The 24,739-nt window shown below is 40.2% G+C and carries 20 protein-coding genes, 1 pseudogene and 1 riboswitch; of the genes and pseudogenes, 18 read left to right on the top strand and 3 right to left on the bottom strand.

What is annotated here, in order from left to right; all coding sequences use genetic code 11:
• Nucleotides 1–63: 63 nt before the first annotated feature.
• From MKY17_RS15985 to MKY17_RS15935, 11 genes are all read left to right on the top strand, one after another.
• Entirely contained in the window at nucleotides 64–906 is an 843-nt protein-coding gene (locus tag MKY17_RS15985) for a Ku protein (RefSeq protein WP_098369620.1), read from the top strand.
• A gap of 507 nt (nucleotides 907–1,413) precedes the next feature.
• Nucleotides 1,414–2,064, top strand: a complete 651-nt coding sequence (locus MKY17_RS15980; protein ID WP_179890958.1) for an MOSC domain-containing protein — start codon at nucleotides 1,414–1,416, stop codon at nucleotides 2,062–2,064.
• Nucleotides 2,065–2,174: 110 nt separating this feature from the next.
• Nucleotides 2,175–2,273: riboswitch (SAM riboswitch) on the top strand.
• Nucleotides 2,274–2,376: 103 nt separating this feature from the next.
• On the top strand, nucleotides 2,377–4,224 hold the full coding sequence (locus MKY17_RS15975; RefSeq protein WP_098369377.1) for a bifunctional homocysteine S-methyltransferase/methylenetetrahydrofolate reductase: 1,848 nt from the start codon (nucleotides 2,377–2,379) through the stop codon (nucleotides 4,222–4,224).
• Entirely contained in the window at nucleotides 4,217–7,666 is a 3,450-nt protein-coding gene (gene metH, locus MKY17_RS15970) for a methionine synthase (protein ID WP_098369378.1), read from the top strand. Before MKY17_RS15975 ends, metH begins: the two co-directional genes overlap by 8 nt.
• 103 nt (nucleotides 7,667–7,769) lie before the next feature.
• Nucleotides 7,770–8,537, top strand: a complete 768-nt coding sequence (locus tag MKY17_RS15965; RefSeq protein ID WP_098369379.1) for a polysaccharide deacetylase family protein — start codon at nucleotides 7,770–7,772, stop codon at nucleotides 8,535–8,537.
• A gap of 75 nt (nucleotides 8,538–8,612) precedes the next feature.
• A complete protein-coding gene (locus tag MKY17_RS15960; protein WP_098369380.1) occupies nucleotides 8,613–9,383 on the top strand; it encodes a class III extradiol ring-cleavage dioxygenase in 771 nt (256 codons plus the stop codon).
• Nucleotides 9,384–9,759: 376 nt separating this feature from the next.
• Nucleotides 9,760–12,612 (top strand): 2-oxoglutarate dehydrogenase E1 component, encoded by a 2,853-nt coding sequence (locus MKY17_RS15955; protein WP_098369381.1) that lies wholly within the window; start codon nucleotides 9,760–9,762, stop codon nucleotides 12,610–12,612.
• Between the two features lies 1 nt (nucleotide 12,613).
• On the top strand, nucleotides 12,614–13,882 hold the full coding sequence (odhB, locus tag MKY17_RS15950) for a 2-oxoglutarate dehydrogenase complex dihydrolipoyllysine-residue succinyltransferase (protein WP_098369382.1): 1,269 nt from the start codon (nucleotides 12,614–12,616) through the stop codon (nucleotides 13,880–13,882).
• 225 nt (nucleotides 13,883–14,107) lie between these two features.
• Nucleotides 14,108–14,860 carry a DeoR/GlpR family DNA-binding transcription regulator gene (locus MKY17_RS15945; protein WP_098369383.1) on the top strand — a complete coding sequence of 251 codons (753 nt, stop codon included), beginning with the start codon at nucleotides 14,108–14,110 and terminating at the stop codon, nucleotides 14,858–14,860.
• Nucleotides 14,860–15,780, top strand: a complete 921-nt coding sequence (gene pfkB, locus MKY17_RS15940) for a 1-phosphofructokinase (RefSeq protein ID WP_098369384.1) — start codon at nucleotides 14,860–14,862, stop codon at nucleotides 15,778–15,780. The genes MKY17_RS15945 and pfkB overlap by 1 nt, the downstream gene beginning before the upstream one ends.
• A 4-nt stretch (nucleotides 15,781–15,784) precedes the next feature.
• A complete protein-coding gene (locus tag MKY17_RS15935; RefSeq protein WP_098369385.1) occupies nucleotides 15,785–17,677 on the top strand; it encodes a PTS fructose transporter subunit IIABC in 1,893 nt (630 codons plus the stop codon).
• A gap of 308 nt (nucleotides 17,678–17,985) precedes the next feature.
• Here MKY17_RS15935 and MKY17_RS15930 read toward each other — a convergent pair.
• Nucleotides 17,986–18,221: pseudogene (locus tag MKY17_RS15930) on the bottom strand (IS1595 family transposase); the annotation flags it as partial.
• Nucleotides 18,222–18,374: 153 nt separating this feature from the next.
• On the opposite strand from MKY17_RS15930, the gene MKY17_RS15925 reads away from it, so the two are divergent.
• The 4 genes from MKY17_RS15925 (at nucleotide 18,375) to MKY17_RS15910 (ending at nucleotide 20,986) form a co-directional block, all read left to right on the top strand.
• Nucleotides 18,375–18,611 carry a hypothetical protein gene (locus MKY17_RS15925; RefSeq protein WP_098369386.1) on the top strand — a complete coding sequence of 79 codons (237 nt, stop codon included), beginning with the start codon at nucleotides 18,375–18,377 and terminating at the stop codon, nucleotides 18,609–18,611.
• A gap of 646 nt (nucleotides 18,612–19,257) precedes the next feature.
• Nucleotides 19,258–19,662 carry a secondary thiamine-phosphate synthase enzyme YjbQ gene (locus tag MKY17_RS15920; RefSeq protein ID WP_098369387.1) on the top strand — a complete coding sequence of 135 codons (405 nt, stop codon included), beginning with the start codon at nucleotides 19,258–19,260 and terminating at the stop codon, nucleotides 19,660–19,662.
• Nucleotides 19,663–19,703: 41 nt separating this feature from the next.
• Nucleotides 19,704–20,273, top strand: coding sequence for a GNAT family protein (locus tag MKY17_RS15915; RefSeq protein ID WP_098369388.1), 570 nt, complete (start codon nucleotides 19,704–19,706; stop codon nucleotides 20,271–20,273).
• A 113-nt stretch (nucleotides 20,274–20,386) separates the two neighbouring features.
• Complete coding sequence (locus MKY17_RS15910; protein WP_260398125.1) at nucleotides 20,387–20,986, top strand: cell wall hydrolase; 600 nt, start codon at nucleotides 20,387–20,389, stop codon at nucleotides 20,984–20,986.
• Nucleotides 20,987–21,048: 62 nt separating this feature from the next.
• Here the strand turns inward: MKY17_RS15910 and MKY17_RS15905 are convergent, their stop codons facing one another.
• Nucleotides 21,049–21,636, bottom strand: a complete 588-nt coding sequence (locus MKY17_RS15905; RefSeq protein WP_098369389.1) for a metalloregulator ArsR/SmtB family transcription factor — start codon at nucleotides 21,634–21,636, stop codon at nucleotides 21,049–21,051.
• Nucleotides 21,637–21,794: 158 nt separating this feature from the next.
• Here MKY17_RS15905 and MKY17_RS15900 point away from each other — a divergent pair, with 158 nt between their 5' ends.
• Both MKY17_RS15900 and MKY17_RS15895 read left to right on the top strand, forming a co-directional pair.
• On the top strand, nucleotides 21,795–22,439 hold the full coding sequence (locus MKY17_RS15900; protein ID WP_098369390.1) for a hemolysin III family protein: 645 nt from the start codon (nucleotides 21,795–21,797) through the stop codon (nucleotides 22,437–22,439).
• Between the two features lie 97 nt (nucleotides 22,440–22,536).
• Nucleotides 22,537–23,022, top strand: a complete 486-nt coding sequence (locus MKY17_RS15895) for a YusW family protein (RefSeq protein WP_098369391.1) — start codon at nucleotides 22,537–22,539, stop codon at nucleotides 23,020–23,022.
• A 282-nt stretch (nucleotides 23,023–23,304) separates the two neighbouring features.
• On the opposite strand, the gene MKY17_RS15890 is transcribed toward MKY17_RS15895, so the two are convergent.
• Nucleotides 23,305–23,877: a biotin transporter BioY gene (locus tag MKY17_RS15890; protein WP_286176847.1), complete on the bottom strand. Its 573-nt coding sequence runs from the start codon at nucleotides 23,875–23,877 to the stop codon at nucleotides 23,305–23,307.
• Nucleotides 23,878–24,201: 324 nt separating this feature from the next.
• Between MKY17_RS15890 and MKY17_RS15885 the strand changes: the two genes are divergently transcribed.
• Complete coding sequence (locus MKY17_RS15885; RefSeq protein WP_098369392.1) at nucleotides 24,202–24,720, top strand: NfeD family protein; 519 nt, start codon at nucleotides 24,202–24,204, stop codon at nucleotides 24,718–24,720.
• The last annotated feature ends 19 nt before the right edge of the window (nucleotides 24,721–24,739 follow it).

Genomic DNA, 24,739 nt, shown 5'->3' with positions numbered 1-24,739 from the left:
TTTGAACAAAGGGGAATAATAAAATTGTTCTTCTCTTTAAAAATAAGTTATGAGGTGACGAATATGCATACGATGTGGAAGGGGAGCATATCATTCGGTTTGGTGAACATTCCGATCAAACTTCATGCCGCAACGGAGGATAAGGATATTTCTTTGAGGACGTTGCATAAGGAATGTCATTCGCCGATTAAATACGAAAAGGTTTGTCCGGTATGCCAGAAAGAAGTGGGGAAGGATGATATAGTCCGCGCTTTTGAGTATACAAAGGGAAAGTTTGTTGTGTTGGAAGACAATGAACTAGAACAACTGAAAAAACAAAACGAAGAAAAAGCCGTGGAAATCGTGGATTTCGTTAAAATTGAAGAAATAGATCCCATTTATTTTAACCGGAGTTATTATATGTCCCCTAATGACGGAGGGATAAAAGCTTATTCCCTTTTGAGGCAGGCCCTCAAGGAATCGAATAAGGTAGGGTTAGCGAAAATCATCATTCGCTCTAAAGAACAAATGGCGGTAATCCGAGTCGTTGATAATACCTTGGTGATGGAAACGATTCATTATCCGGATGAAGTCCGCTCTACAGCGGATGTTCCGAATATCCCTGCCAATGATACCATTGTAAAAAAAGAAATCGATACTGCCGTATTATTGATAGATCAATTAACGACTACTTTCGACCCTACAAAATACACCGATGACTATCGAACCGCGTTACTTGAATTGATTGAATCAAAGAAAGCTGGACAGACGACGATTACAGCCAAAACAAAAGAACCAGTTTCCAACAATGTAACCGATTTAATGGAGGCGTTACAGGCATCCATTGACCGAACGAAACATGATGAACCGCAAATGAAAAAGACGACCCGAAAGAAAGTGGCACCGAAAAAAAAGAAACAAGCTTAAACAGGAAGCTGAGCGGAAGACACATGATGTCGCTCGGCTTTCTGCTTGTTTTAGCAAGGGGATTTGCCTTCTAGTAAGGTAATGAAAGTGAATTAACAGGGGGAGATTTACATAGGTAAAGATAGTGAAATATGTAAGTGGATCACGATGTAAGAAGCAGAATGGAATTAAAAGAAAATGATAGGTGGAAATGAAGGCAAAAAAAATTCGCTCCCTAAAGAGCGACAATGAGGAATTCAATCGTGAAAATCAACATATAGGCGAACGGTTGTAGTTTTCGACTATATATTGTGTTCATATTCTACCATATTTAATTCTGAAATAGCAACAAAATTACTGAAACTAACCTATGAATTTTTCTGGAAATCAATGATATTTCGCCCACTTAACGGCTCATATGGCTTTTGCATTGTCATATTCTTATAAAAAACTACAGAATAAAATGGATTTTTAGTATAATTTATACATACAGGATGATTTACATTAAATATGAATGGAAGATGCAAAATGCAAAATGGAAAAATCAGAGCACTTCATGCCGGGAAGCCGAAGCATGAAATTTTTTCGAATATCGATATCTTTTCAGCAATGGATAAACAAGCAAAGGATAATGTGACAGTGACTAAATCAGGTATAATTGGTGATGGGGTAGGTAATGTAAAGTTCCATGGAGGTCCTGATCGCGCTTTGTGTTTTTACCCCTTTGAGCATTATTCATTATGGAATGAAAAATTCTCTAAAAAGCTGGAAATCCCTGCATTCGGTGAAAATTTAACCATAGCGGGGATGAGGGAAGAATCAACGTATATCGGCGATATTTATCAAATAGGAGAAGTGATTGTTCAAATTAACCAAGGGAGGATACCTTGTTCGACCATTTCCCACTTCAATCAAGAACCTAAGTTTTTGGAACTCGTGCTGAAAACGAGTTTCACTGGTTATTTTGCAAGAGTACTTCAAGAAGGAACGATAACTAAACAAAACGAGATTGTGCTGATAGATCGTTTGCAAGAAAAAATTTCAGTTCATTATGCAGCAGAGGTAATTCTTCATAAACGAGATGGGCTGGAAGGCGCAAAGGCTTTACTTACACTAGACTCGTTAGCGGAAGACTGGAAACAAAGGATCTTGAAGAGGGTTCAAGTTGTAAAAGATTGAATGATTTTTGCAAAAGTGAAAAAAATGTCGATCAGGTATTGAAATTGACAGATTATTAATGTAAATTAAATATAATCAAATTTTGAAATCTTGTGAAAATTATATAATGGATCTTATCGAGAGAGGTGGAGGGACTGGCCCGAAGAAACCTCAGCAACCAGCTTAGGCAAAGGTGCTAAATCCAGCAAGCAGAGCTTGATAGATGAGGAGAATGTTTCAAAAAACCTTCTTCTTTGAGAAGGTTTTTTTCCTTTTCTCTCATACTCATAGAATACGACAAAAACAGGATTGTTTTTGAGAGAGGGTGTAATGATGAATTTTCGTAAAGACGTGAAAGAAAGAATACTGGTTGGGGAAGGGGCAATGGGGACCTTATTGTATTCAAATGGCATCGATCAATGTTATGAGGAATTAAACTGCACGAACCCAGATCAAATAGAGTCCATCCACCGTGCCTATCTGGAAGCTGGTGCAGATATCCTTCAATCGAATACATATGGAGCCAATTTCAACAAATTGAAACGGTATGGACTTGAAGATGAAGTAAGCAGAATCAATCGCCAGGGAGTCATTCTTGCTAAAAAAGCGGCAAAAGGAAAGGCATACGTCTTCGGTACCATAGGGGCACAGCGGAGCATCAGGAAATCGGATTTAAGTATTGAAGAGATAAAACGGGGTTTTCGTGAACAGCTATACAGTCTTTTGATGGAAAACCCTGATGGGATTCTCTTGGAAACATTTTATGACCTGGAAGAACTGGAAACCGTCCTGCAAATCGTTAAAAATGAAACTGGACTGCCGATCATCGCAAATGTTTCGATGCATGAACTGGGAAATCTTCAAAATGGAATCCATTTAAATGAAGCCTTTCAAAAACTCGAGCAATTGGGTGCCGATGTTGTTGGCGTGAATTGCCGTCTCGGTCCACATCATATGATTCGGGCCTTGGAAGAAGTGAGTTTGCCAAAGCAAGCATCAATTGCCATATACCCAAATGCCAGCCTCCCGGATTATGTGGATGGAAGGCTCGTCTATAAAGCTGTGCCGGAATATTTCGGTTCAAGTGCCCTAGAACTTCGTGAGCAGGGTGCCGCGATCATAGGAGGGTGCTGTGGAACGACTCCGCTGCATATTCAAGCTGTAAAGAATGCGATTGGAAGTTTGGCTCCTGTGAAAGAGAAATTTACGAAATCCCGTGAAATAGAAATAATTGAAGTGAATGATAGAGAATTGGAACGTCCCCTGTTCGAAAAGGCCAAAACAGAAAGGACGATTCTAGTTGAACTTGATCCACCGAAAAAGTTAGGTATAGAGAGCTTCATGACTGGTGCCGAGGTTTTGAAAAAAGCAGGGGTCGATTCCATTACATTAGCGGATAATTCGCTTGCCTCACCAAGGATATCGAATGATGCACTGGCTAATTTACTGAAGAACCAATTGAATATAGAGCCGATGGTGCATATAACATGCCGTGATCGAAATTTGATTGGCCTGCAGTCACATTTAATGGGTCTGCAGACGGTGGGGCTGAACGAAATATTGATCATCACCGGAGACCCTTCAAAAATTGGGGATTTCCCGGGGGCCACTTCGGTTTATGATTTATCTTCCTTTGACCTAATAAGTATGGTCAAACAATTTAATGAAGGTCTTTCCTATTCCGGTCAAAGTTTGGGCCAAAGGGCAAATTTCAAAATTGCGGCAGCGTTTAATCCCAATGTGAAATATCTGGATAAAGCCGTACTGAGAATGGAAAAGAAGATTGCCTGCGGTGCCCAATCCTTCTTGACACAGCCAATCTATTCCGTGGAGCAAATCGAAGAAGTATATGAAGCCACAAAACATTTAGAAACCCCGATTTTCATCGGTATCATGCCCTTGACAAGCACCCGGAACGCCGAATTCATCCATAATGAGATCCCAGGCATCAAATTGCCTGATAATGTTAGAAGGGCCATGGCGTTAGCAGGGGATGACCCTGTAAAGTCAAGGATTGAAGGAGTGAATATTGCGCGAGAGCTAGTGGACGCGGCAAGGGAAAAATTCAAGGGCATATATTTAATCACTCCGTTCCTTCGCTATGAAATGACGGCGGAACTTACGAAATATATTAGAAAAGTCGATAGTAAACATACATCAGAGGTGGCAGTACATGAATAAAAAAGCGATTCAAGATCAGTTAAATTCTAAGATTCTCCTTCTTGACGGGGCGATGGGAACAATGCTTCAAGCGGAGAATTTGACAGTCGAGGATTTTGGCGGGGAACAATTCGAGGGCTGCAATGAATATTTATCACTGACGCAACCGGAAATCATTCAATCCATCCATGAAAAATATTTGGCAGCAGGTGCAGATATCATTGAAACAAATACCTTCGGAGCGACCAGTATCGTTCTTGAGGAATACGAAATAAGCACTATCGCTTACAAGCTAAATAAGATATCAGCTGAGCTTGCCGTTAAAGCTTGTGAAAAGTATTCCAATGATGAATGGCCAAGGTATGTAGCTGGCTCGATGGGACCCACTACAAAAACGCTTTCCGTAACAGGTGGAACGACTTTTGATATTTTAACCGATTCTTATGAAGAGCAGGCACTGGGTCTCTTGGATGGCGGGGTAGACTTGCTATTGGTGGAAACGTGTCAGGATATGCTTAATGTCAAGGCTGCCTTTTCCGGAATCAAAGCAGCATTCGCTAAAACAGGAAAGGATGTACCTGTCATTATATCAGGGACAATCGAACCGATGGGTACGACACTTGCCGGCCAGTCCATAGAAGCTTTTTATTTATCGGTTGAACATATGAAGCCCGTTGCGGTCGGCCTGAATTGTGCAACAGGACCGGAATTCATGATAGACCATATCAGGACACTTGCAGATATATCAAATAGTGCCATCAGCTGTTATCCGAATGCCGGGCTTCCTGATGAAGAAGGTCACTATCATGAGTCACCTACTTCCCTTGCAGAGAAAATGAAGCAATTTGCCGAAAAGGGATGGGTCAATATCATTGGCGGATGTTGTGGTACGACACCAGAACATATTAAAGAACTTTCCAGGGTCCTCAAAGGCATGAAGCCCCGTACAATTACGGAAGCAGCCCATGGTCATGCCGTATCGGGCATAGAGCCGCTAATTTATGATGATTCAATGCGTCCTTTATTCGTAGGTGAAAGAACGAATGTTATCGGTTCCCGAAAATTCAAGGAGCTGATACGTGGAAAGCATTACGAGCCAGCTGCCGAAATTGCACGTAACCAGGTAAAAAAAGGCGCCCATGTCATTGATATCTGTCTTGCTGATCCTGATGGGGATGAGCTAGGCGATATGAAGGAATTTGTGGAAGAGGTCGTCAAAAAAGTGAAAGTCCCATTGGTCATCGATACTACGGATGAAGTCGTACTTGAACAAGCATTAAAACATTCACAAGGAAAATCGATCATTAATTCCATAAACCTTGAAGATGGTGAAGAGCGCTTTGAAAAAATAGTACCCTTAGTCCATCAATATGGTGCTGCCGTTGTCGTAGGAACGATTGATGAAACTGGGATGGCCGTCGATGCTGAACGGAAATTGGAAGTGGCTACACGGTCTGTGAATTTGCTGGTTAATAAGTACGGTCTAAACAAAAGTGACATCATTTTTGATCCGCTTGTATTTCCTGTAGGCACAGGGGATGAACAATATATTGGATCTGCATTGGAAACGGTGAATGGAATAAAGGCGATTAAAGAAAAGTTTCCGGAATGCCTAACGATACTTGGCATTTCTAACGTTTCTTTCGGTCTGCCAGCGAGGGGAAGGGAAATATTAAATGCAGTTTTCCTTTACCATTGTACAAAAGCCGGTCTCGATTATGCTATCGTGAATACAGAAAAACTTGAACGTTTCGCTTTGATACCGGAAGAGGAAGTGAAATTGGCCGAGGCACTCCTGTTTGAGACTTCAACTGAAACGTTGGCGATTTTTACCGAGTTTTATCGTGGGAAAAAAGCGGAGAAAAAGGATAATGGTGTGATCCTGCCATTGGATGAACGTTTAGGTAACTATATTATCGAAGGAACGAAAGAAGGATTAGTTGATGATTTAAATGAAGCGATTGAGCGCGGTGACACCCCATTGGAAATCATCAATGGACCATTGATGGATGGCATGAGTGAGGTGGGGAGGTTATTTAATGACAACCAACTTATTGTCGCAGAGGTGCTTCAGAGTGCTGAAGCGATGAAGGCGGCTGTATCTCACCTTGAACCACTAATGGAAAACTCTGAAGATAGTGCTAAGAAAGGGAAAATCCTTTTGGCGACTGTCAAGGGAGATGTGCATGATATCGGGAAAAACCTAGTGGATATCATCCTATCCAATAATGGCTATGAAGTCATTGATTTGGGAATAAAGGTCGCACCCCAACAAATCATAGAAGAGGTTCGAAAACATGAGCCAACCATCATTGGCCTATCTGGGTTACTTGTCAAATCTGCACAGCAAATGGTTTTAACGGCACAGGATTTAAGGCAAGCGGGAATAGATACCCCAATTTTAGTGGGAGGGGCAGCATTATCCCGTAAATTCACCGATTTTAAAATATCACCTGAATATGAAGGACCGGTTTTATATTCCAAAGATGCGATGGATGGTTTGGCTGTAACGAATATTTTACATGACTCTGACAAAAAAGTGGTGTACTTGGAAGAGTTAGTCGAGAAACGAGAAAGAGCGAAAGCGAATGCCGCCATTGCTGCCACGATGGAAAAACCTGTTCGGAAGCAGTCCACAGCTGCGCCTTTAAGCGATGCTCCTGTTCAAAAACCGCGTGACATCAAGCGTCACGTCCTGAAAAACTATCCATTGGATGTCATCCAGCCGTATATTAATAGGCAAATGCTGATTGGACATCATTTGGGGTTAAAAGGTAAAGTTTCCGAATTGCTTAAGCAAGGGAATGAAAAAGCAGTGCAGCTCAATGATCTCGTTGATGAATTGATTGAATTCCTAAAGACGGAACCGGATTATGGCTTGAATGCAGTTTATCAATTTTTCCCTGCTCAAAGCGAAGGAGATAAGCTATTGGTTTACAACCCGGACAATCATAACGAGGTTTTGGAAACTTTCGACTTCCCCCGGCAAGATACGAATCCGCATCTTTGTTTAGCGGATTTCGCGAAACCGATTTCCTCCGGGCAAATGGATTATGTTGGTTTCTTCCTGGTCACTGCCGGAAAAGGGATCAGAAAATGGGCAGAAAAACTAAAGCTTGAAGGTGATTTCTTGAAAAATCACGCCCTTCAATCACTTGCTCTCGAAACAGCTGAAGGTTTCGCGGAAAGAATTCATCAATTAATGCGGGATGATTTAGGTATCAGCGATCCAATTGAAATGTCCATGAAAGAGCGGTTTGCTGCTAAGTACACCGGGCAAAGGTTTTCATTTGGTTATCCTGCTTGTCCTAATCTGGAAGACCAGGAGAAGCTATTCCGCCTGTTACAACCACAGGATATTGGCGTGGAATTGACTGAAGGATTCATGATGGAACCAGAGGCTTCCGTGTCAGCCATTGTTTTTGCACATCCTGAGGCCCGCTACTTTAATGTTGATCGATAACTCATTTAATAAAGGCAGCGGTATTTTTTACCGCTGCCTTATTACGCATGAAACCCCTTAATTGGTACATCTTAATGGTCAAAAGGAAGGGGATGCAACACCTATGAAGAATATCCTGAAATTATTTCTTTCCATGGCGGGTTCTTTCATTATTATTTTGTTGGTTGTGGATGTCCAGAACATTCAAGTACATGCAATGGTTCCTGAAGAGATGACACCGATTCTAAAAAGTAAGGAAAATCAGAAAATCGCTTATTTGACTTTCGATGACGGACCATCTTTGAATACCATGAAGATATTGGATATTTTGGACCGCTATAATGTTAAGGCCACATTTTTCGTTAAAGGGAATGAAGAACCATACGCAAAGGAAAGTTATCAGGAAATGGTTTCCCGCGGTCATGCGATTGCCCTTCATTCTTATACACATGATTATTCCATCGTTTATCGATCGACTGAGAGTTTCTTTCAAGATTTGAATAGGCTTGAAACCATGCTGCAAAAGGAGTATGGGATAAAAAGCCGTATTGTGCGCCTTCCTGGCGGCTCGAATAATCGTCTGAGGCATCAGGCTGCAACGAAACCCATCATCAATGGAATCCTTCAACAACTAAAGGAAAAAGGGTATATTTACTTTGATTGGTCCATTGACTCGACAGATGGCTTCAGTCCGTCAATAAGTGAACAACAAATCATTACTGCCGTACAAAAAGGGACGAAAAATCAAAAGCATGTTAATATCTTATTGCATGATATCAATAGTATGAAGAATACAGTGAAAGCATTGCCTGATATAATTGAATTTCTTAAAAAAGAAGGGTATACCTTTGATACTATTGATGAGACAACCCCGAAATTGCAATTTAATTGATGAACACAATGTTTATCTATAGTAAATTAAGGTATAGGGTATTGAGATTACAATGCGAAAGGATTTATCGTTTCTATGATGCCATCATTGTTTTTATCACATGGAACACCGCTATTAGCTTTGGAAAAGAATAACTACACTTCTTTTTTGAAGGATTATATGCAAACTATGAAGAAACCTGCTGCCATCGTTATTTTGTCAGCACATTGGGAAAGTGAAGATCAAATGATTTCAGCAGTAGGGAAGCATGAAGTCATTTATGATTTTGCAGGGTATCCTGAAGAAATATTTCAGATAACTTATCCAGCTAGGGGATGCCTGGAGCTGTCAGATCGAATTTTAACCTTATTGTCCAGGATAGGTGTATTGGGGGAACTTGATGAAAGGCGCCCCCTAGATCATGGATCATGGGGGCTTTTGCATATCATGTATCCCGAAGCTGATATCCCGACCGTATCTATGTCCATTAGTCCTGCGCTGCCATTGGACAAGCAGTATGAAATCGGGAAAACATTGAGGGAATTAAAGGAAAGTAATGTCCTGATCATCGGGAGCGGTGGAATTGTCCATAATTTCACCCAAATACAGGAGGATATGCATGTTGCAGAAGGATGGGCAATCGAGTTTGAGAACTGGGTCGAAGAGAAAATCATGAAATGGGATTTGCAATCCTTGTTTGAATATGAAAAAACCGCCCCTTATAGTACAGAGGCTGTGCCTTCCAAAGAGCATTTCATTCCATTGGTCATCGCAATGGGGTCAGGGGATGACAAAAAAAAGGCAGCTCTCCTGCACAGGAGCTTTCAATATGGCAATCTAAGTTTAACAGCTTGGAAGTTTGATTGAAGTGAAAGGGTTTTCAAACTAGTTAAATTTACCTGAAAAATAATCATTATACAAAAATACAAAAATCTTTTTTTAGCGAAAAAAAGACTTAAATGAGCAAAAAAGTCAATTAAAAGCGTATTTTGACGAATTAAACAGAAATATAGTTTCAAAAAGGTTGCATAAAGTTGTTTAACCTTTGGATATTTCGACAAAAACATGTTAATATAACATCTGAAAACGTTTTATCCTTTAAAATTTTATTATTCAATGACCAAAGTTATTTATTATATATCTTATATATATCATATATTTGGGGAAAATTTAGAAGAAAGAAATTTGGGGATGGATAAAACGTAATGAAAAAAATTATGAGAAAAATTTGGGGGTTTACAAAATGACCATCAATGATTCTAAGGTATTAGACCACTGGAAAGCTTTTTCAGGTCCAAACCTTGGGTATGTCATGGAGCAATACGATCTATTTCTAGCCAACCCGGAAGAAGTGGATCCGGAACTGAAAAACTTTTTTGAAGTAGCAGGTCCTCCTTCATTCGATGTATCGGTAGAAACAACGATTGGAAGTGCACCAACTGTACAAACTGGAGAAGTTCTTCCAATGAAGAAAATTATGTCTGCAGTAAAGTTAGCTGAAAATATCCGTGCATACGGACATCTTGCTGCAAATATTTATCCTTTAAAAGAAGAAGCTCTTGACACTGAACAAATTCACTTTGAAAAATATGGCTTGACTGCAGATGATTTAAGGAAAATACCGGCTGACTTTATTTGCCCGGAATCACCTGAAGACGTGAAAGACGGATACGAAGCCGTACAATACCTAAAACAACTCTATACAAAAACGATAGCCTTTGAATTTCACCATGTTAATGACTTGGATGAAAAGCAATGGCTTACTGATATGGTCGAATCCGGAAACATGTTCCCGGAAGTGACTAAAGAGAAAAGAGAACTATTACTTAAACGATTGAATGAAGTCGAAGGATTCGAGAAATTCCTTCACCGCACATATGTAGGGCAAAAACGTTTCTCTATTGAAGGACTGGATGCTTTGGTTCCGATTTTAGATGAAATGATTTCACAAACCGTTCAAAACGGAACGGGGAATGTGAATATTGCCATGGCTCACCGAGGACGTTTGAATGTGCTTGCACATGTATTAGGAAAGCCATATGAGGTCATTTTCTCTGAATTCCAACATTCACCGAATAAAGATTTGGTTCCTTCCGAAGGTTCAACAGGCATTAACAATGGATGGACTGGTGATGTTAAATACCATTTAGGTCTGGATAAACAGATAACTAAAGCAAATATACAAAAAGCAAGGATAACACTTGCCAATAACCCAAGTCACTTGGAAGTAGTCGGTCCAATCGTGGAAGGGTATTCTCGTGCGGCACAAGAAGACCGTTCTGAAAAAGGATTCCCGGTTCAAGACATTTCCAAATCTCTTGCAATCCTGATTCATGGTGATGCAGCATTCCCAGGTGAAGGAATTGTACCTGAAACGTTTAACTTAAGCCGTTTACGCGGTTATCAAGTTGGTGGCGCCATCCATATCATCGCGAATAACATGATCGGTTTTACAACGGAAAGTGAAGATTCACGTTCTACCTTATATGCTAGTGATTTGGCCAAAGGCTTTGAAGTGCCGATCGTGCATGTGAATGCAGATGATCCGGAAGCATGTATGGCTGCTGTGAACCTTGCTAACCTATATCGTGAAAAATACAACAAGGATTTCTTGATCGACCTGATCGGTTACAGACGTTTCGGCCATAACGAAATGGATGAGCCATTGGTGACTCAACCTGAAATGTATGCATTAATTCATAAGCACTCAACCGTTAAAGAGCTTTATGGAAAAAAACTGATTCAATCTGGCGAGTTCACTGAAGCTGAAGTTAAAGCGATTGCTGAGCAAGTAGATACAAGGCTTGCAGATGCATATGCGAAAATTTCCGGAAATAAACCGGAAGCTTCTAAAGAATGTAATCCTCCTGGGATTATTGAAAAAGGACTTCCAGCCATTGATACTTCAGTTCCGAAACAAGAACTTGTTACAATTAACGAAGAACTTGTTAAGTGGCCAGAAGGATTCACTCCTAATAAAAAATTAGGAAAGATCTTATCACGTCGCTTGGATTCCTTTGGTGCTGACGGAAAAGTTGATTGGGCTCATGCTGAGACATTGGCATTTGCATCCATATTGAGTGACGGCACTCCAATCCGTTTGACAGGACAAGATTCAGAGCGTGGAACATTCGCTCAACGTAATATCATGTTACATGATAGTGTTAACGGAAAAACATATTCACCACTTCACACACTAGAAACTGCCAAAGCATCATTCGCTGTTCATAACAGCCCGCTTACTGAAACGGCAGTTCTGGCTTATGAATATGGTTATAATGTATTTGCACCTGAGACACTTGTATTATGGGAAGGACAATTCGGTGACTTCGCTAATACAGCACAAGTGATCTTTGACCAATTCATCGCGGCAGGCCGTGCAAAATGGGGTCAAAAATCAGGTCTTGTCATGCTGCTTCCACACGGTTATGAAGGACAAGGACCAGAGCACTCAAGTGCACGCCTGGAGCGTTTCCTTCAATTAGCGGCAGAAAACAACTGGACAGTTGCCAACTTAAGCTCGGCAGCTCAATACTTCCATATCCTTAGAAGACAAGCTAAGATTTTGGATCAAGAGCAAGTACGCCCGCTTGTCATCATGACACCGAAGAGTATGCTTCGTAATCAAGTGATGGCTTCTACAGCAGGAGAATTCAGTGAAGGCTCTTTTGAATCATTCGTAGAAACCAAAGCTTTGGGCAAAAAACCTAAATCGGTTGAACGCATTGTTTTTGCATCAGGTAAATTGGCGGTTGAACTTCGTGAAAAAGCGGCAACTGAAAAAAATACAGATTGGTTGCAAATCATCAGTATCGAGGAAATTTATCCATTCCCATTCACTGGAGTTCAAGAAGCCCTGAAAAAATATACAAATCTTAAAGAAATCTTCTGGGCTCAAGAAGAACCTAAAAACATGGGTGCTTGGACATTTGTTGAACCACGCCTAAATGCAGCGGCTCCTGGCAATCTTTCAGTAACATATATAGGAAGGAAGCGCAGATCAAGCCCGGCTGAGGGAGATCCACTTGTCCATAAAAATGAACAACAACGGATTATGACTCAAGCAATTACACGCAATAATGAGGGGGAGAAATAAAATGGCTGAAGTAAAAGTACCTGAATTAGCAGAATCAATTTCTGAAGGATCTATTGCGCAATGGTTAAAACAACCCGGTGATCACGTTGAAAAAGGAGAATATGTCCTTGAACTTGAAACGGATAAAGTGAACGTAGAAATCATTTCAGATTATACTGGTACACTTTCGGAACATTTAGCAGAAGAAGGCGATACTGTCCAAGTTGGACAGGCTATCGCCATCGTTGATGAAAATGGATCAGCTGCTGCAGCTCCAAAAGCGGAAGCTCCTAAGGTTGAAGAAGCTAAAGCAGAACCAGCTAAGGCTGAACAATCGGCTCCTGCTAAAGAGGCTCCTAAAGCTGAAGCGAAAGAAGCATCATCCACTCAACAAGTTATTGCATCACCAGCTGCAAGGAAATTGGCTCGCGAAAAAGGAATTGACTTGACTCAAGTGCCTGTAGCCGATCCACTAGGTCGTGTACGTGTACAAGACGTAGAAGCAGCAAGTAATGCACCTGCAGCACCTGCGGCAGCTCCTAAACAAGCTCCTGCCGCTAAAAAAGCAGCAGCACCTGTTGAAGTGAATGATGACCGCATTGAAGTGGTTAAGATGACACGCCGTCGTCAAACCATTGCCAAACGTCTAGTTCAAGTACAATCCGAAGCAGCCATGCTTACTACTTTTAACGAAGTCGATCTTTCTGCAGTCATGGAATTGCGTAGCCGCCATAAGGATTCTTTCGTGAAAACAAATGATGTTAAACTTGGTTTCATGTCATTCTTCACTAAAGCGGTCATTGGCGCATTGAAAAAATATCCGTTATTGAATGCTGAAATCCAAGGCGACCATATCCTGAAAAAGAACTTTTATGATATCGGTGTAGCTGTATCCACTGATGAAGGTCTTGTTGTTCCGGTAGTAAGGGATGCTGACCGCAAAAGCTTTGCTGAAATCGAGAAGAACATTTCGGATTTAGCTGTTAAAGCGCGTAACAACAAACTGGGACTTTCAGATTTATCAGGTGGTACTTTTACTATCACAAACGGCGGGACTTTCGGTTCCCTATTATCTACACCAATTTTGAATGCCCCTCAAGTTGGAATCTTGGGCATGCATACAATCAAGACTCGTCCGATCGCTGTTGGAGATCAAATCGAAAACAGGCCAATGATGTACCTTGCATTATCTTATGATCACCGTATCGTTGACGGAAAAGAAGCTGTTGGTTTCTTAGTGGCTATCAAAGATATGCTGGAAGATCCAGAACAACTTTTACTTCAAGGCTAATAAAATAATACGAACCCCCATGTCATCATGACATGGGGGTTTTTTTTGTGTGAAGAACTGAAAGGATATTTTCATAGAAAAAAGATAAAAGAAAGGTCATATCTATCTATCTAAATGAATGTTTTTGAAGGTATTTTTGAATGAATTTGAGTATTTTTAAACGTTTATGATTGATTATTGCTTCGTTTTCATATATGATGATGATATTAAAGTGAGGTGGGCGAATTGTTGACAACTGAAAGGCACCAGTTCATCTTATCGATCCTTAAAGAACAAGGAACGGTAAAGCTGCAAGAGCTTGTAGATCAGTTACAAGCCTCGGAGTCGACCATTCGGAGAGATTTAGTGCAACTCGAAGAAATGAAGCTCTTGAAACGCGTGCATGGTGGGGCCTCTTTACTTCAAAGAAAAGGCCTTGAACCAACAACTATGGAAAAGCAATACAAAGCAAGAGCTGAAAAACAACTTATAGCAAAGCTGGCGGCTTCATTCATAGAGAAAAATGATTGTATATATCTTGATGCAGGCACGACAACTGCGGAAATGATTCCTTATTTAAAGGATAAAAATATAACGGTGCTGACGAATGGTCTTATGCATATTCCAAAACTCATCGAATTGGAAATCAAAACAGTGTTAGTGGGCGGAACGATAAAATTTTCGACAAATGCTGTTATTGGAAGTAATGCTGTACAGTTTCTGAATGAATACCGTTTTGATAAATGTTTCTTGGGAATGAACGGCATCCATCAAGATCTGGGTTTCACAACACCCGACCCGGAGGAAGCTCTACTGAAGAAGATGGCATTACGCCTCTCTAACGAGACATACGTGCTTGCTGACAGTTCAAAACTGAATGAAGCTACTTTCGCTAAGGTGGCAGATGTAAGCGATGCCATAATCCTCACTGACAGCAATGATGAAGAGGCTATTGCTCAACTCCATAAAAATCCAAAGATAAAGGTCGTGACCATTTAATGATTTATACAGTGACACTAAACCCATCCATCGATTACCTGGTCGAGGTGGAGAGTTTTCAAATGGGCAAGGTGAATCGAACCAGTTATGATGCAAAATTCCCAGGAGGGAAAGGGATCAACGTTTCCCGAGTGCTTAAAAGGCTGGGAAATAGTACGACAGCGTTAGGATTCATCGGTGGACAAACTGGTGAATTTGTAAAAAGGTTTTTAAGACAAGAAGAGATTTACACGGACTTTACAGAGATAGCTGGAGATACAAGAATAAACGTTAAATTGAAAACAGGGCTGGAGACAGAAATAAATAGCCAAGGGCCAATCATTTCAAAAGGGAATTATCAACAATTATTTAGTCAAATCGAACAGATGAATAATAATGATATCCTCATTTTGTCAGGAAGCATCCCTCCAAGCGTTCCTTCGGATGTATACGAAGCCATGGCAAGGTCTTGTTCCCATAACGGCATTAAAGTGGTGGTGGATACGAGTGGCAAGGAATTACTGAATGTCCTTGCACACCGGCCATTTTTAATAAAGCCCAATCATCATGAACTGGGTGAGCTTTTTTCAACCGAAATAAGAACGGTTGATGATGCTAGGGAATATGGCGCTAAATTGGTTGAAGCAGGAGCACAAAACGTTATTGTTTCAATGGCGGGACAGGGGGCCGTGCTTTGCTCCGGTGGAGAGTCATATTCCGCAAATGTTCCAAAAGGGAACGTCATCAATTCAGTGGGTGCCGGTGATTCCATGGTCGCAGGTTTCATCGGGACATATGAAAGTACAGGGGATATTCTATCTGCTTTCCGCTTCAGTCTTGCAGCAGGAAGTGCTACAGCCTTTTCATCCGATCTCGGTACATTGGATAAAATTGAAGAGTTATTACCGCAAATTGCCATCAATCATCTAACAGGAGGCTGACTCTATGAAAATTACAGACTTGTTAAAATTGGATACAATCATCATCAATCTGCAAAGCGTTACAAAGCAAGCAGTCATTGATGAACTATCAGGAAAGCTAGCCGATGCAGACAGGTTAAACGATGTGGAGGGTTTCAAAGCTGCCATCTTAAAACGTGAAGAGCAAAGCACCACAGGGATTGGTGAAGGGATAGCCATACCACACGCAAAAACAAGTGCTGTAAGGGTACCTGCCATCTGTTTCGGCAAATCTGTCAGTGGTGTGGATTATGAATCGCTTGATGGGCAGCCGGCTCATTTGTTCTTTATGATTGCAGCAAGTGAAGGAGCGAATGCAGATCACTTGGAAACCCTTTCCCGGCTTTCTTCATTACTGATGGATGATAAATTCAGAGCCCAATTGATTTCTGCTACTTCTGGTGAGGAAGTGTTGGAGATAATCAATCAAAAAGAAATGGAAGCCGATGAAGAAGAAATAGAAGAGCAGCAATCAAGTAATGCTGCCAGTGGTAACAATAAAGGAGGTAAAATCCTAGCCGTTACAGCTTGTCCAACAGGAATTGCCCATACTTATATGGCTGCCGATGCGTTAAAGGCTAAAGCTAAGGAAATGGGAATCGATTTCAAAGTCGAAACAAATGGTTCCACAGGAATCAAAAATGGATTAACCTCCGCAGAAATTGATGAGGCGGATGCGATTATCGTTGCAGCTGATAAGCAGGTGGAAATGGATCGATTTAATGGAAAACATGTCATTGTGGTCCCAGTAGCCCATGGAATCCGGAAGACCGAGGAGCTGTTAACCAGAGCCTTGAATCAGGATGCCCCTGTTTACAAAGGAACAGGAAACGATAAAAGTGATGAAGGTGATTCAGCAAAAGGAGGATTGGGGATTTACAAGCACTTAATGAATGGCGTAAGTAATATGCTTCCATTTGTCGTCGGGGGCGGAATCTTGATTGCGCTTTCTTTCTTTTTTGGAATCGAGGCAGCCGATCCAGCAAATCCGGATTATAATCCCATTGCCAAAGCATTAAGTGATATTGGCGGGGGAAATGGTGCCTTCTTCTTACTTGTCCCTGTCCTGGCTGGATTCATTGCTTCAAGTATTGCCGACCGTCCGGGTTTTGCTCCTGGTATGGTAGGGGGATTATTGGCAGCACAGGCTAATGCCGGTTTTCTTGGCGGACTGATCGCTGGTTTCCTTGCAGGTTATGTCGTCTTACTTTTAAGAAAATTGTTTTCCAGATTACCGCAAACACTCGATGGCATTAAACCGGTTTTACTCTATCCTGTATTCGGTATGTTAATTACAGGGTTTATCATGTTATTTCTCATAAATGAACCAGTAACCGCAATTAACATGGGCTTGACCAATTGGCTGCAAGGTTTATCTGGTACGAACGCAATATTCCTTGGCTTGATTCTTGGAGGGATGATGGCTGTAGATATGGGTGGCCCCCTAAACAAGGCTGCCTTCACATTTGGGCTAGCGGCCATTGAAGCACAAAGTTTCGGACCGCACGCTGCTGTAATGGCTGGTGGAATGGTTCCTCCTCTAGGGATTGCCTTTGCCACTACACTTTTTAAAAGCAAATTCACTGAAATGGAAAGAAAATCAGGATTCACTAATTACTTCATGGGTGCTTCGTTCATTACAGAAGGAGCGATTCCTTTTGCGGCAGCGGATCCATTGCGTGTTATCGTCAGTAGTGTTGTCGGTGCAGCGACTGCGGGAGCACTGTCAATGGCTTTTAACGTGACTCTCCCTGCACCACATGGTGGAATATTTGTCATCCCACTTGTCAATCACCCATTTTTCTATTTGTTGGCCATTTTAATAGGATCCCTCATCACCGCCTTACTATTAGGGTTCTGGAAAAAGAAACGGATATAAAAAAAACTGAAAGAAAGCGGGTCCAAGTGCATTGGATCCGCATTCAGTTTGTAGACAAAAAGGTTTCGGAATGGCATCATTCCGGAACCTTTTTGAATTTTATTGGATGGAAGCAGTTATAAATAGAGGATCTAAGATGACTATCATGCGTATTTACTGCTGCCGCATGAAACGAATAGGCAAACTGTTTTGTTCTCTTGCACATAGTAGCTACTCTCAGGATCAGTTGCCTTTCTTTAATCTCCTTGTTTTCTTCCTTGATGGCACCTGTTTCCTTATGATAGATGTTTCACTATATCTAAAAATTAAAACCAACTCAAATAATTGTCGAGTTTTTTTTGCTACACCATTGAATCATTGCACCCAGCCTTTTAAACCACTGTGATAATTATTCATTCTGGGTGTGGTAGAGTCCTTTAACACCTTTTGTACCATCTGGTTTAAAGCGACAAGGTTCCAATCCTTTGCTTATTCCAAACGAAGAAAAAGTCATTTAAGCATCTTGGCAGAGCGGATTGTCCGATATCAATTTAGTGCCGATCGAGCTTTGGCTAATTGGGGTTTCACAATATTGAAGTGATAATATATCTATAAGAAAAATCATTGTAGATAGCTGTTTATTACCGTTAACGAAACTTATCAGTCATTAAGAACGTACAATATAGTAATGTGACCTAAAAACAGGGAGGAAGTAATTATGGACTTGACCCCAAAACAACGAAACTTTTTGCTATCATTAACCACTGATTGGCAGACACCGATTCAAATTGCTGGCCGTCTTCCGAAAGAATGGGGAAACCTATCCTGTGTAAATCAGACTCTTAAAGATTTAGTGCGTGAAGGATTGGTGCAAGCTAATCCAGTGATGTTCGGTCTATTCCGATTAACCACGGATGGCATGACCATAAAGGAGTTAGAGTTGGGTGAGAACTAATGATATATGGTCAACTTACACAAGAGGATAAAATTCATTTTATTCGATTAGCTGTTATTTCAATCGTAATTCAACAATGAAAATTAACATAGCCTAAAATAAAAAAACTAAAGACAAACTCGATTTTCATCGAGTTTGTCTTTAGTATGAAAGCGCATCTAATTACAGCGCATCCGCTTTTCTAGTATCCAATCCAAAACTTCAGTCCGGTTGCCGAAAGGGTGATACAAAAATGCGGTTCGCTTCAGGAAACCTCGCTCACTTTAAAAGATATATGATTAATTATTAAATGTGGCTAGAAGCCTATAGCCATCTGATTTTCAACTATCAGAGCTGGATGGGATTTTTCGCGCAGTCCTCAATTGATCGATCCGGATTCAAACCACACTCGCCCTTAGCATTTTAAGGTTGCAGGTTTCTTTTTTAAATAGAATTTCCGTGAAAAACTTCCTCAATCGGTCCACTTTATATGCAGGAGTGGCTAATTGGAAATGTTGACTTAAAATCCCCCCCTCATTCCTTAAATATTAAAACAAAATAATTATAATAAGGTTTGCTAATCTTAATATCGACTGGTTTATTAAAGCATGAATTTTTATGTTTATGGGTAATGGAATATAAAATCGAACAAAAGGAGTGAACGTACATGCTGAAGAAAAATACCTTAAAAACTACGAAAAGAGATGATATGATTGATGTTACGACAGAAGTACAGGCATTCATCAAGGAAAAGGGGATTCAAGAGGGGATAGCTCTTATATATTGTCCACATACGACAGCAGGGGTCACGATTAATGAAAATGCCGATCCCGATGTCAAAAAGGATATGCTAAGAAGACTGGATGAGCAATACCCATGGAATCATACATTGGATTTACATATGGAAGGAAACACGGCAGCCCATTTGAAATCAAGTACGGTTGGCTCTTCACAGCAGGTGATCATCCATAAAGGGAGCTTGATACTTGGCACTTGGCAAGGTGTATATTTTTGTGAATTCGATGGTCCCAGAGATAGGCAATATTTTATTAAATTATGTGTCGACAGGTAAATTGGAAAGTACGGTGCAAGGTTGAAGTGGGAGGAAGCGGATTGGACGATGTTTGGATTGAAGGAAGTAAAGTAATATTGAGGAATGTTAAACAAGCCGATTTAAAACGTTTATGGAGCCTGAAATATGGAGAAGCCGATCCAGAATGGAAAAAGTGGGATGCACCTTATCATCCACTTGAACTCATTGATTTCCAAACATATATCGATAAAGAAGCGAAGCATAGAACCTATGATGAAAAAATGGGGGCTTACTCTGAGCTATTACTGGAAAAAAATGATCAAATAATAGGATCTGTTGTATATTACTGGGAACATGAACCTTCCCGTTGGCTTGAAATCGGAATTACGATATTTGAGCCCAAGTATTGGAATGGCGGTTATGGAACAGAATCGTTAATGTTATTCATAGGCTATTTATTCGAAAAAATGGAGATTGAGCGGGTGGGTCTGACGACATGGTCAGGTAATGAACGCATGATCGCAGTTGGAGAAAAGGTAGGTATGCAAGTAGAGGGAAGAATGAGAAAATGCCGTTATCATGATGGTTATTATTATGATTCAATCAGAATGGGAATGCTACGGGAAGAATGGGAATCATTAAAATTCTGAAGTTAATAGACCCCCGTGAAAATTTTTCCTTCATTTCCTTGGAAAAAATTTAGCACTGTTTTCTCCCATATGGTCTGTTATCCTTGGAAGATGCTTAACGAGGAGGTTACAGGATGAAATTATCAGTATTATTAACCGTGATAATGACTCTAAGTGTCATCATACTTGGGATAGCTTTTCCTAAGGGAACGACCAGTAAAGCTTCGGATGGAGCAACCAAACATGTCATTAAACAAGGTGAATCGATATGGGATATTGCGAAGCAGTACGGTGTTCCAATCGGAAAGTTGAAAGAAGTCAATAATAATGTAAATAATGTTGCCGAGCCCGGTAAAACATTAATTATTCCACATGTAATGAATGAAAAAGATAAAGAATTATTAGCAAGGCTTGTGCATGCAGAAGCTAAAGGGGAGCCATACAGAGGTAAGGTTGAGGTGGCAGGAGTTGTTTTGAATCGTCTTGATAGCGATGAATTTCCTGATACGGTACGGGAAGTGATTTATCAAAAAAACCAATTCTCGCCTGTTGGTGATGGCAGTATAAATAAACCAGCAGGAGATGATGCCAAGAAAGCTGTCAATGAAGCATTGGCGATTCATGGGTATACAAATGATGCCTTGTATTTTTGGAATCCTAGTATTTCGGACAGTGAATGGATGAAACAATTAGATGTAATAAAAATTATCGGCGGCCACCATTTTGCCATATAAACTATATCATAAGAACCGGCTTTCCAAAGGGGAGGCCGGTTTTTTATTTTTGAAACCTTCCGTTAAACGATATCAGCCCACATCTCGCGGGGATTCAATTCATAAATGCTGTTTTCACGGTACATGATACTCCCGATAATTAGTTCACGTCTTATTGTTGCATAATCATCATGGAAAGACTGGATGAATTCATTCAATTCTTTTTCTGGATATTTCCGTCCCTTTTCCAAAAGGCTGGCTATATGATGAAGAACGATCATTTTCTTTTTTCTCTGTGCAGGTATGGTTTTTAATCGACCATCTGGCATCAAAAAGTTTTCAAGGATCTTTTTGTGTTCTAAATTCAGCTTTTGATTATCCATTTTATTGGAATCCCCCTTAGTTGAAACCATTTTAGGTAATGCTGATGAATAATGCTTCAGGACATCTTCATTCAAAAAATAATATACCGTATTTTTTTCCCTTCGATCCTTCACTAAATTAATGTCCTTCAATTTAGTTAAATGGTGTGAGATTGTCGGGGCCGTCAATTTTAATATTCCGGCAAGTGCCTGTCCGTGTTTTGGACCATTTGCCAGGATGGATATAATTCTAATCCTTGTTACATCACCAATCGTTTTATGGAAAGCGACCAATTTTTCTAGTTGCACTTTAATCCCTCCCTTAATTAGATTATCATCTAATTAGATGATAATCTAATTAAGGGGTGATAATCAAGTTAATATTCACTTTTCTATATTGCTTGGAAGATCTAATGTATACTTTAGTTGAATACTAAAAAATTAATGCGGAATTAAGGAGCTGTAACATGGCTAATACACATGTTTATACAAAAAAAGAAGAAGTGGTCAATGCGATAACCCACGGTGTCGGCGTTTTGTTAAGTATTGCAGCACTTGTGTTTTTAATCATATTCTCAGCCCAAACAGGATCGCCTTGGCATATAGTCATTTCAGTCATTTATGGTGTTTCCATGCTACTTTTATACGTCTCTTCCACTTTAGTGCATAGTTTTCCAGAGGGCAAAACAAAGGATATATTTGAAATCTTTGATCATTCAGCCATATATATATTCATTGCAGGAACATACACGCCAATCATGCTTCTTGTGATCCAAGGGTCACTAGGCTGGACACTGCTGGGTATAATTTGGGGAGTTGCCATAGTTGGGGTCGTCTTCAAAGCTTTCTATGTGAAAAAATTCCTCTTCCTTTCGACGATTCTCTATATTGCAATGGGGTGGATGATCGTTATCGTTTGGGGACCACTTACAGCAACGATGCCAACAGCTGGTATCCAGTTACTGATTGCAGGTGGATTGCTTTATACGTTTGGAGCCATATTTTATGTTTGGCGCGGTTTTCCGTTTCATCACGCGGTTTGGCATTTATTCGTGCTTGGGGGATCTGTCACACACTTTTTTGCCGTATTGTTTTATATCCTTCCACTATGATCACTTGGTCGATTTAATGTATATGAGGAAATCTTGAGTTTTATTTGACCTCTATTAGGAAATAGATAAGGTATACAGACTAAAGGAGGAAAAACTCATGAGGAGATCAATCAAAATATTATCAGTGCCGTTTGCCGCTGTGCTTGTTTTGGCTGGATGCGGCGAAGAAAACGATGAAGTGAAAAACCCGCCGGTTCAGGAAAATGAAAATCAAGCTGAAAATAATCCTGAAACAGGAACGGATAATAATGAAAAATTGCCTTTCACTTATAAGGATTTTCAATTGGAAGCGGATTATACAGGCAATGATAACGAATACGAAGCTGAATATGATACCATGGGAGCTCAAACAGAAGCTTCGATCAAGGACAAACTTAACAAACATGAAGTTCACGGTGATGAAGCAATGAAAGAATTGACCCCGATTCTAGAAAAATTGACATTCACCAAAGATTCATCAGAGGAGGAGGTCATTCAAGAAGTGACAAAAGCTTTTAATTTGAAGGATGACTATCAAGAATTTGATTTAGAGGTCGTTTTCGAAGATGGTACGAAAAAAGAATATAAAGTGAATAATAAGTAACTAAAGCCGTTACTATATATCCTTAAGTAATTAAATGGCAGCATGTTCATGTGTGTCCTCAATAGTTGTCAAATTACTGTTACTATAGTAAAATGATTACGGTTAGCAAAGGGGATAATATACATTTGCTATTTATATTCGGACTTATGGGGATAGGACCGCAATAATTACTTGTAAAAAAGATTCTTTTTTAAGAGTCTTTTTTTTGTGCAAGTGTTCGGGAATTTGAATATAAATGAAAGAGAGGGTACCACAAGCAGTACCCTCTCTTTCATTTACCCATCATTGGGAAAGTGGTGCATTTTTTTTTGGTAGCATATTAGCCGAGGCTAACCTTGAACGGATTGTAATGCCAAGCCATGATGCAAGGAATGCCTTTAAAACGCCTACGATTATAAATGGAGCAAAACCGCTGGCAAATGCCACTGGCCAAGATAATGAACTCATATATTTTAACCAAACCGTACCGATGACTAAAGTAATTATCATCCCGATTGTATTGGCAAGGAAAGCCATTGCAACTGAGAAACGGTTTTTTTCCAATATCAGCCCCGTTATATATACTGTCGGGATATAGGATAATAAATAACCGCCTGTCGGACCGAATATCTTAGCTAATCCTCCAGACATTTCAGCGAATACCGGCACTCCCGCTGCCCCTATGAACAAGTATAATAAAACGGAAGAAGTTCCATAACGTGAACCGAGTATCGTTGCTGCCAGTCCGACTGCTAGAGTCTGTCCTGTAATCGGTACTAAGGGCAGTGGAATTGTAATTTGGGCAAGTATTCCTATAAGTGCTGCAAATAAAGCTGTAACCATCATCATTCTTAACTTCTCATGACGCTCCTTCATTGTGCTTCCCCCTAATGTAAACCTATTTATATGACGAGTTAACATATAAAGAATTTTAATATGTTAACTAAACACTGTCAATGATATTATGGATTTTAATTCATTAATGATTTATTAGACTACATTGTTTGTAAGTGAACACAAGGGTAAAATTCAAAACTTGGAAAATAAATGAAACTTTTTTAATGCATAGTTCGTATGAATGGTAAGCGAAGAAAATGGAGGGGATTATAACAATAAACTATCAATGTTGGTAAAACGCTTATCCCAGGTCCTTAAAATAGTATGCGGCTTGGAAAAAATCGAATTTAAAGGATGAAAGAGATGGAGTTATTTGGGGTTCCATTAGAAACAGTCTATTTATATGGATTAATTATATTCGGGGGGCTAACATTCTTATTTATCTTGTTTAATGATATATTTTCCGGCCTTGAATTACCGGATATATTTAATCCTACACTCATTTTTAGCTTTTTGACCGTGTTTTTTGCGAGTGGGTTTTTACTTGAATCTCTTTCAGGACTTCATGCTGGATTGAGTGCCGGCATTTCCCTGATCATTTCATTTACCATCGTCACTTTACTGAATGTATTTGTTTTGCTTCCCATCTCATCAGCGGAAGAAAGTTTGACATTTCATGATAATGATCTGAGAGGGAGGGTCGGCAGGGTTCTGACATCAATCCCGGTTGACGGGTTTGGGGAAGTCCTTATTGAAAGCATCAGTGGAAGCATCGCGAAAACTGCGGCCAGTTATAAGAATGAAGGAATTGTTTCGGATTCAAAGGTCTTGATCATCGAAGTTAAAAACGGGGTTGTCTATGTTATGCCCCACCAGGATTAAAAAAGGTAGGAGGTAGTTT

It is taken from the genome of Peribacillus sp. FSL P2-0133, assembly GCF_037975445.1.
Lineage (GTDB): Bacteria > Bacillota > Bacilli > Bacillales > DSM-1321 > Peribacillus > Peribacillus simplex_E.
This window is presented reverse-complemented; position numbering and strand designations above follow the sequence as displayed.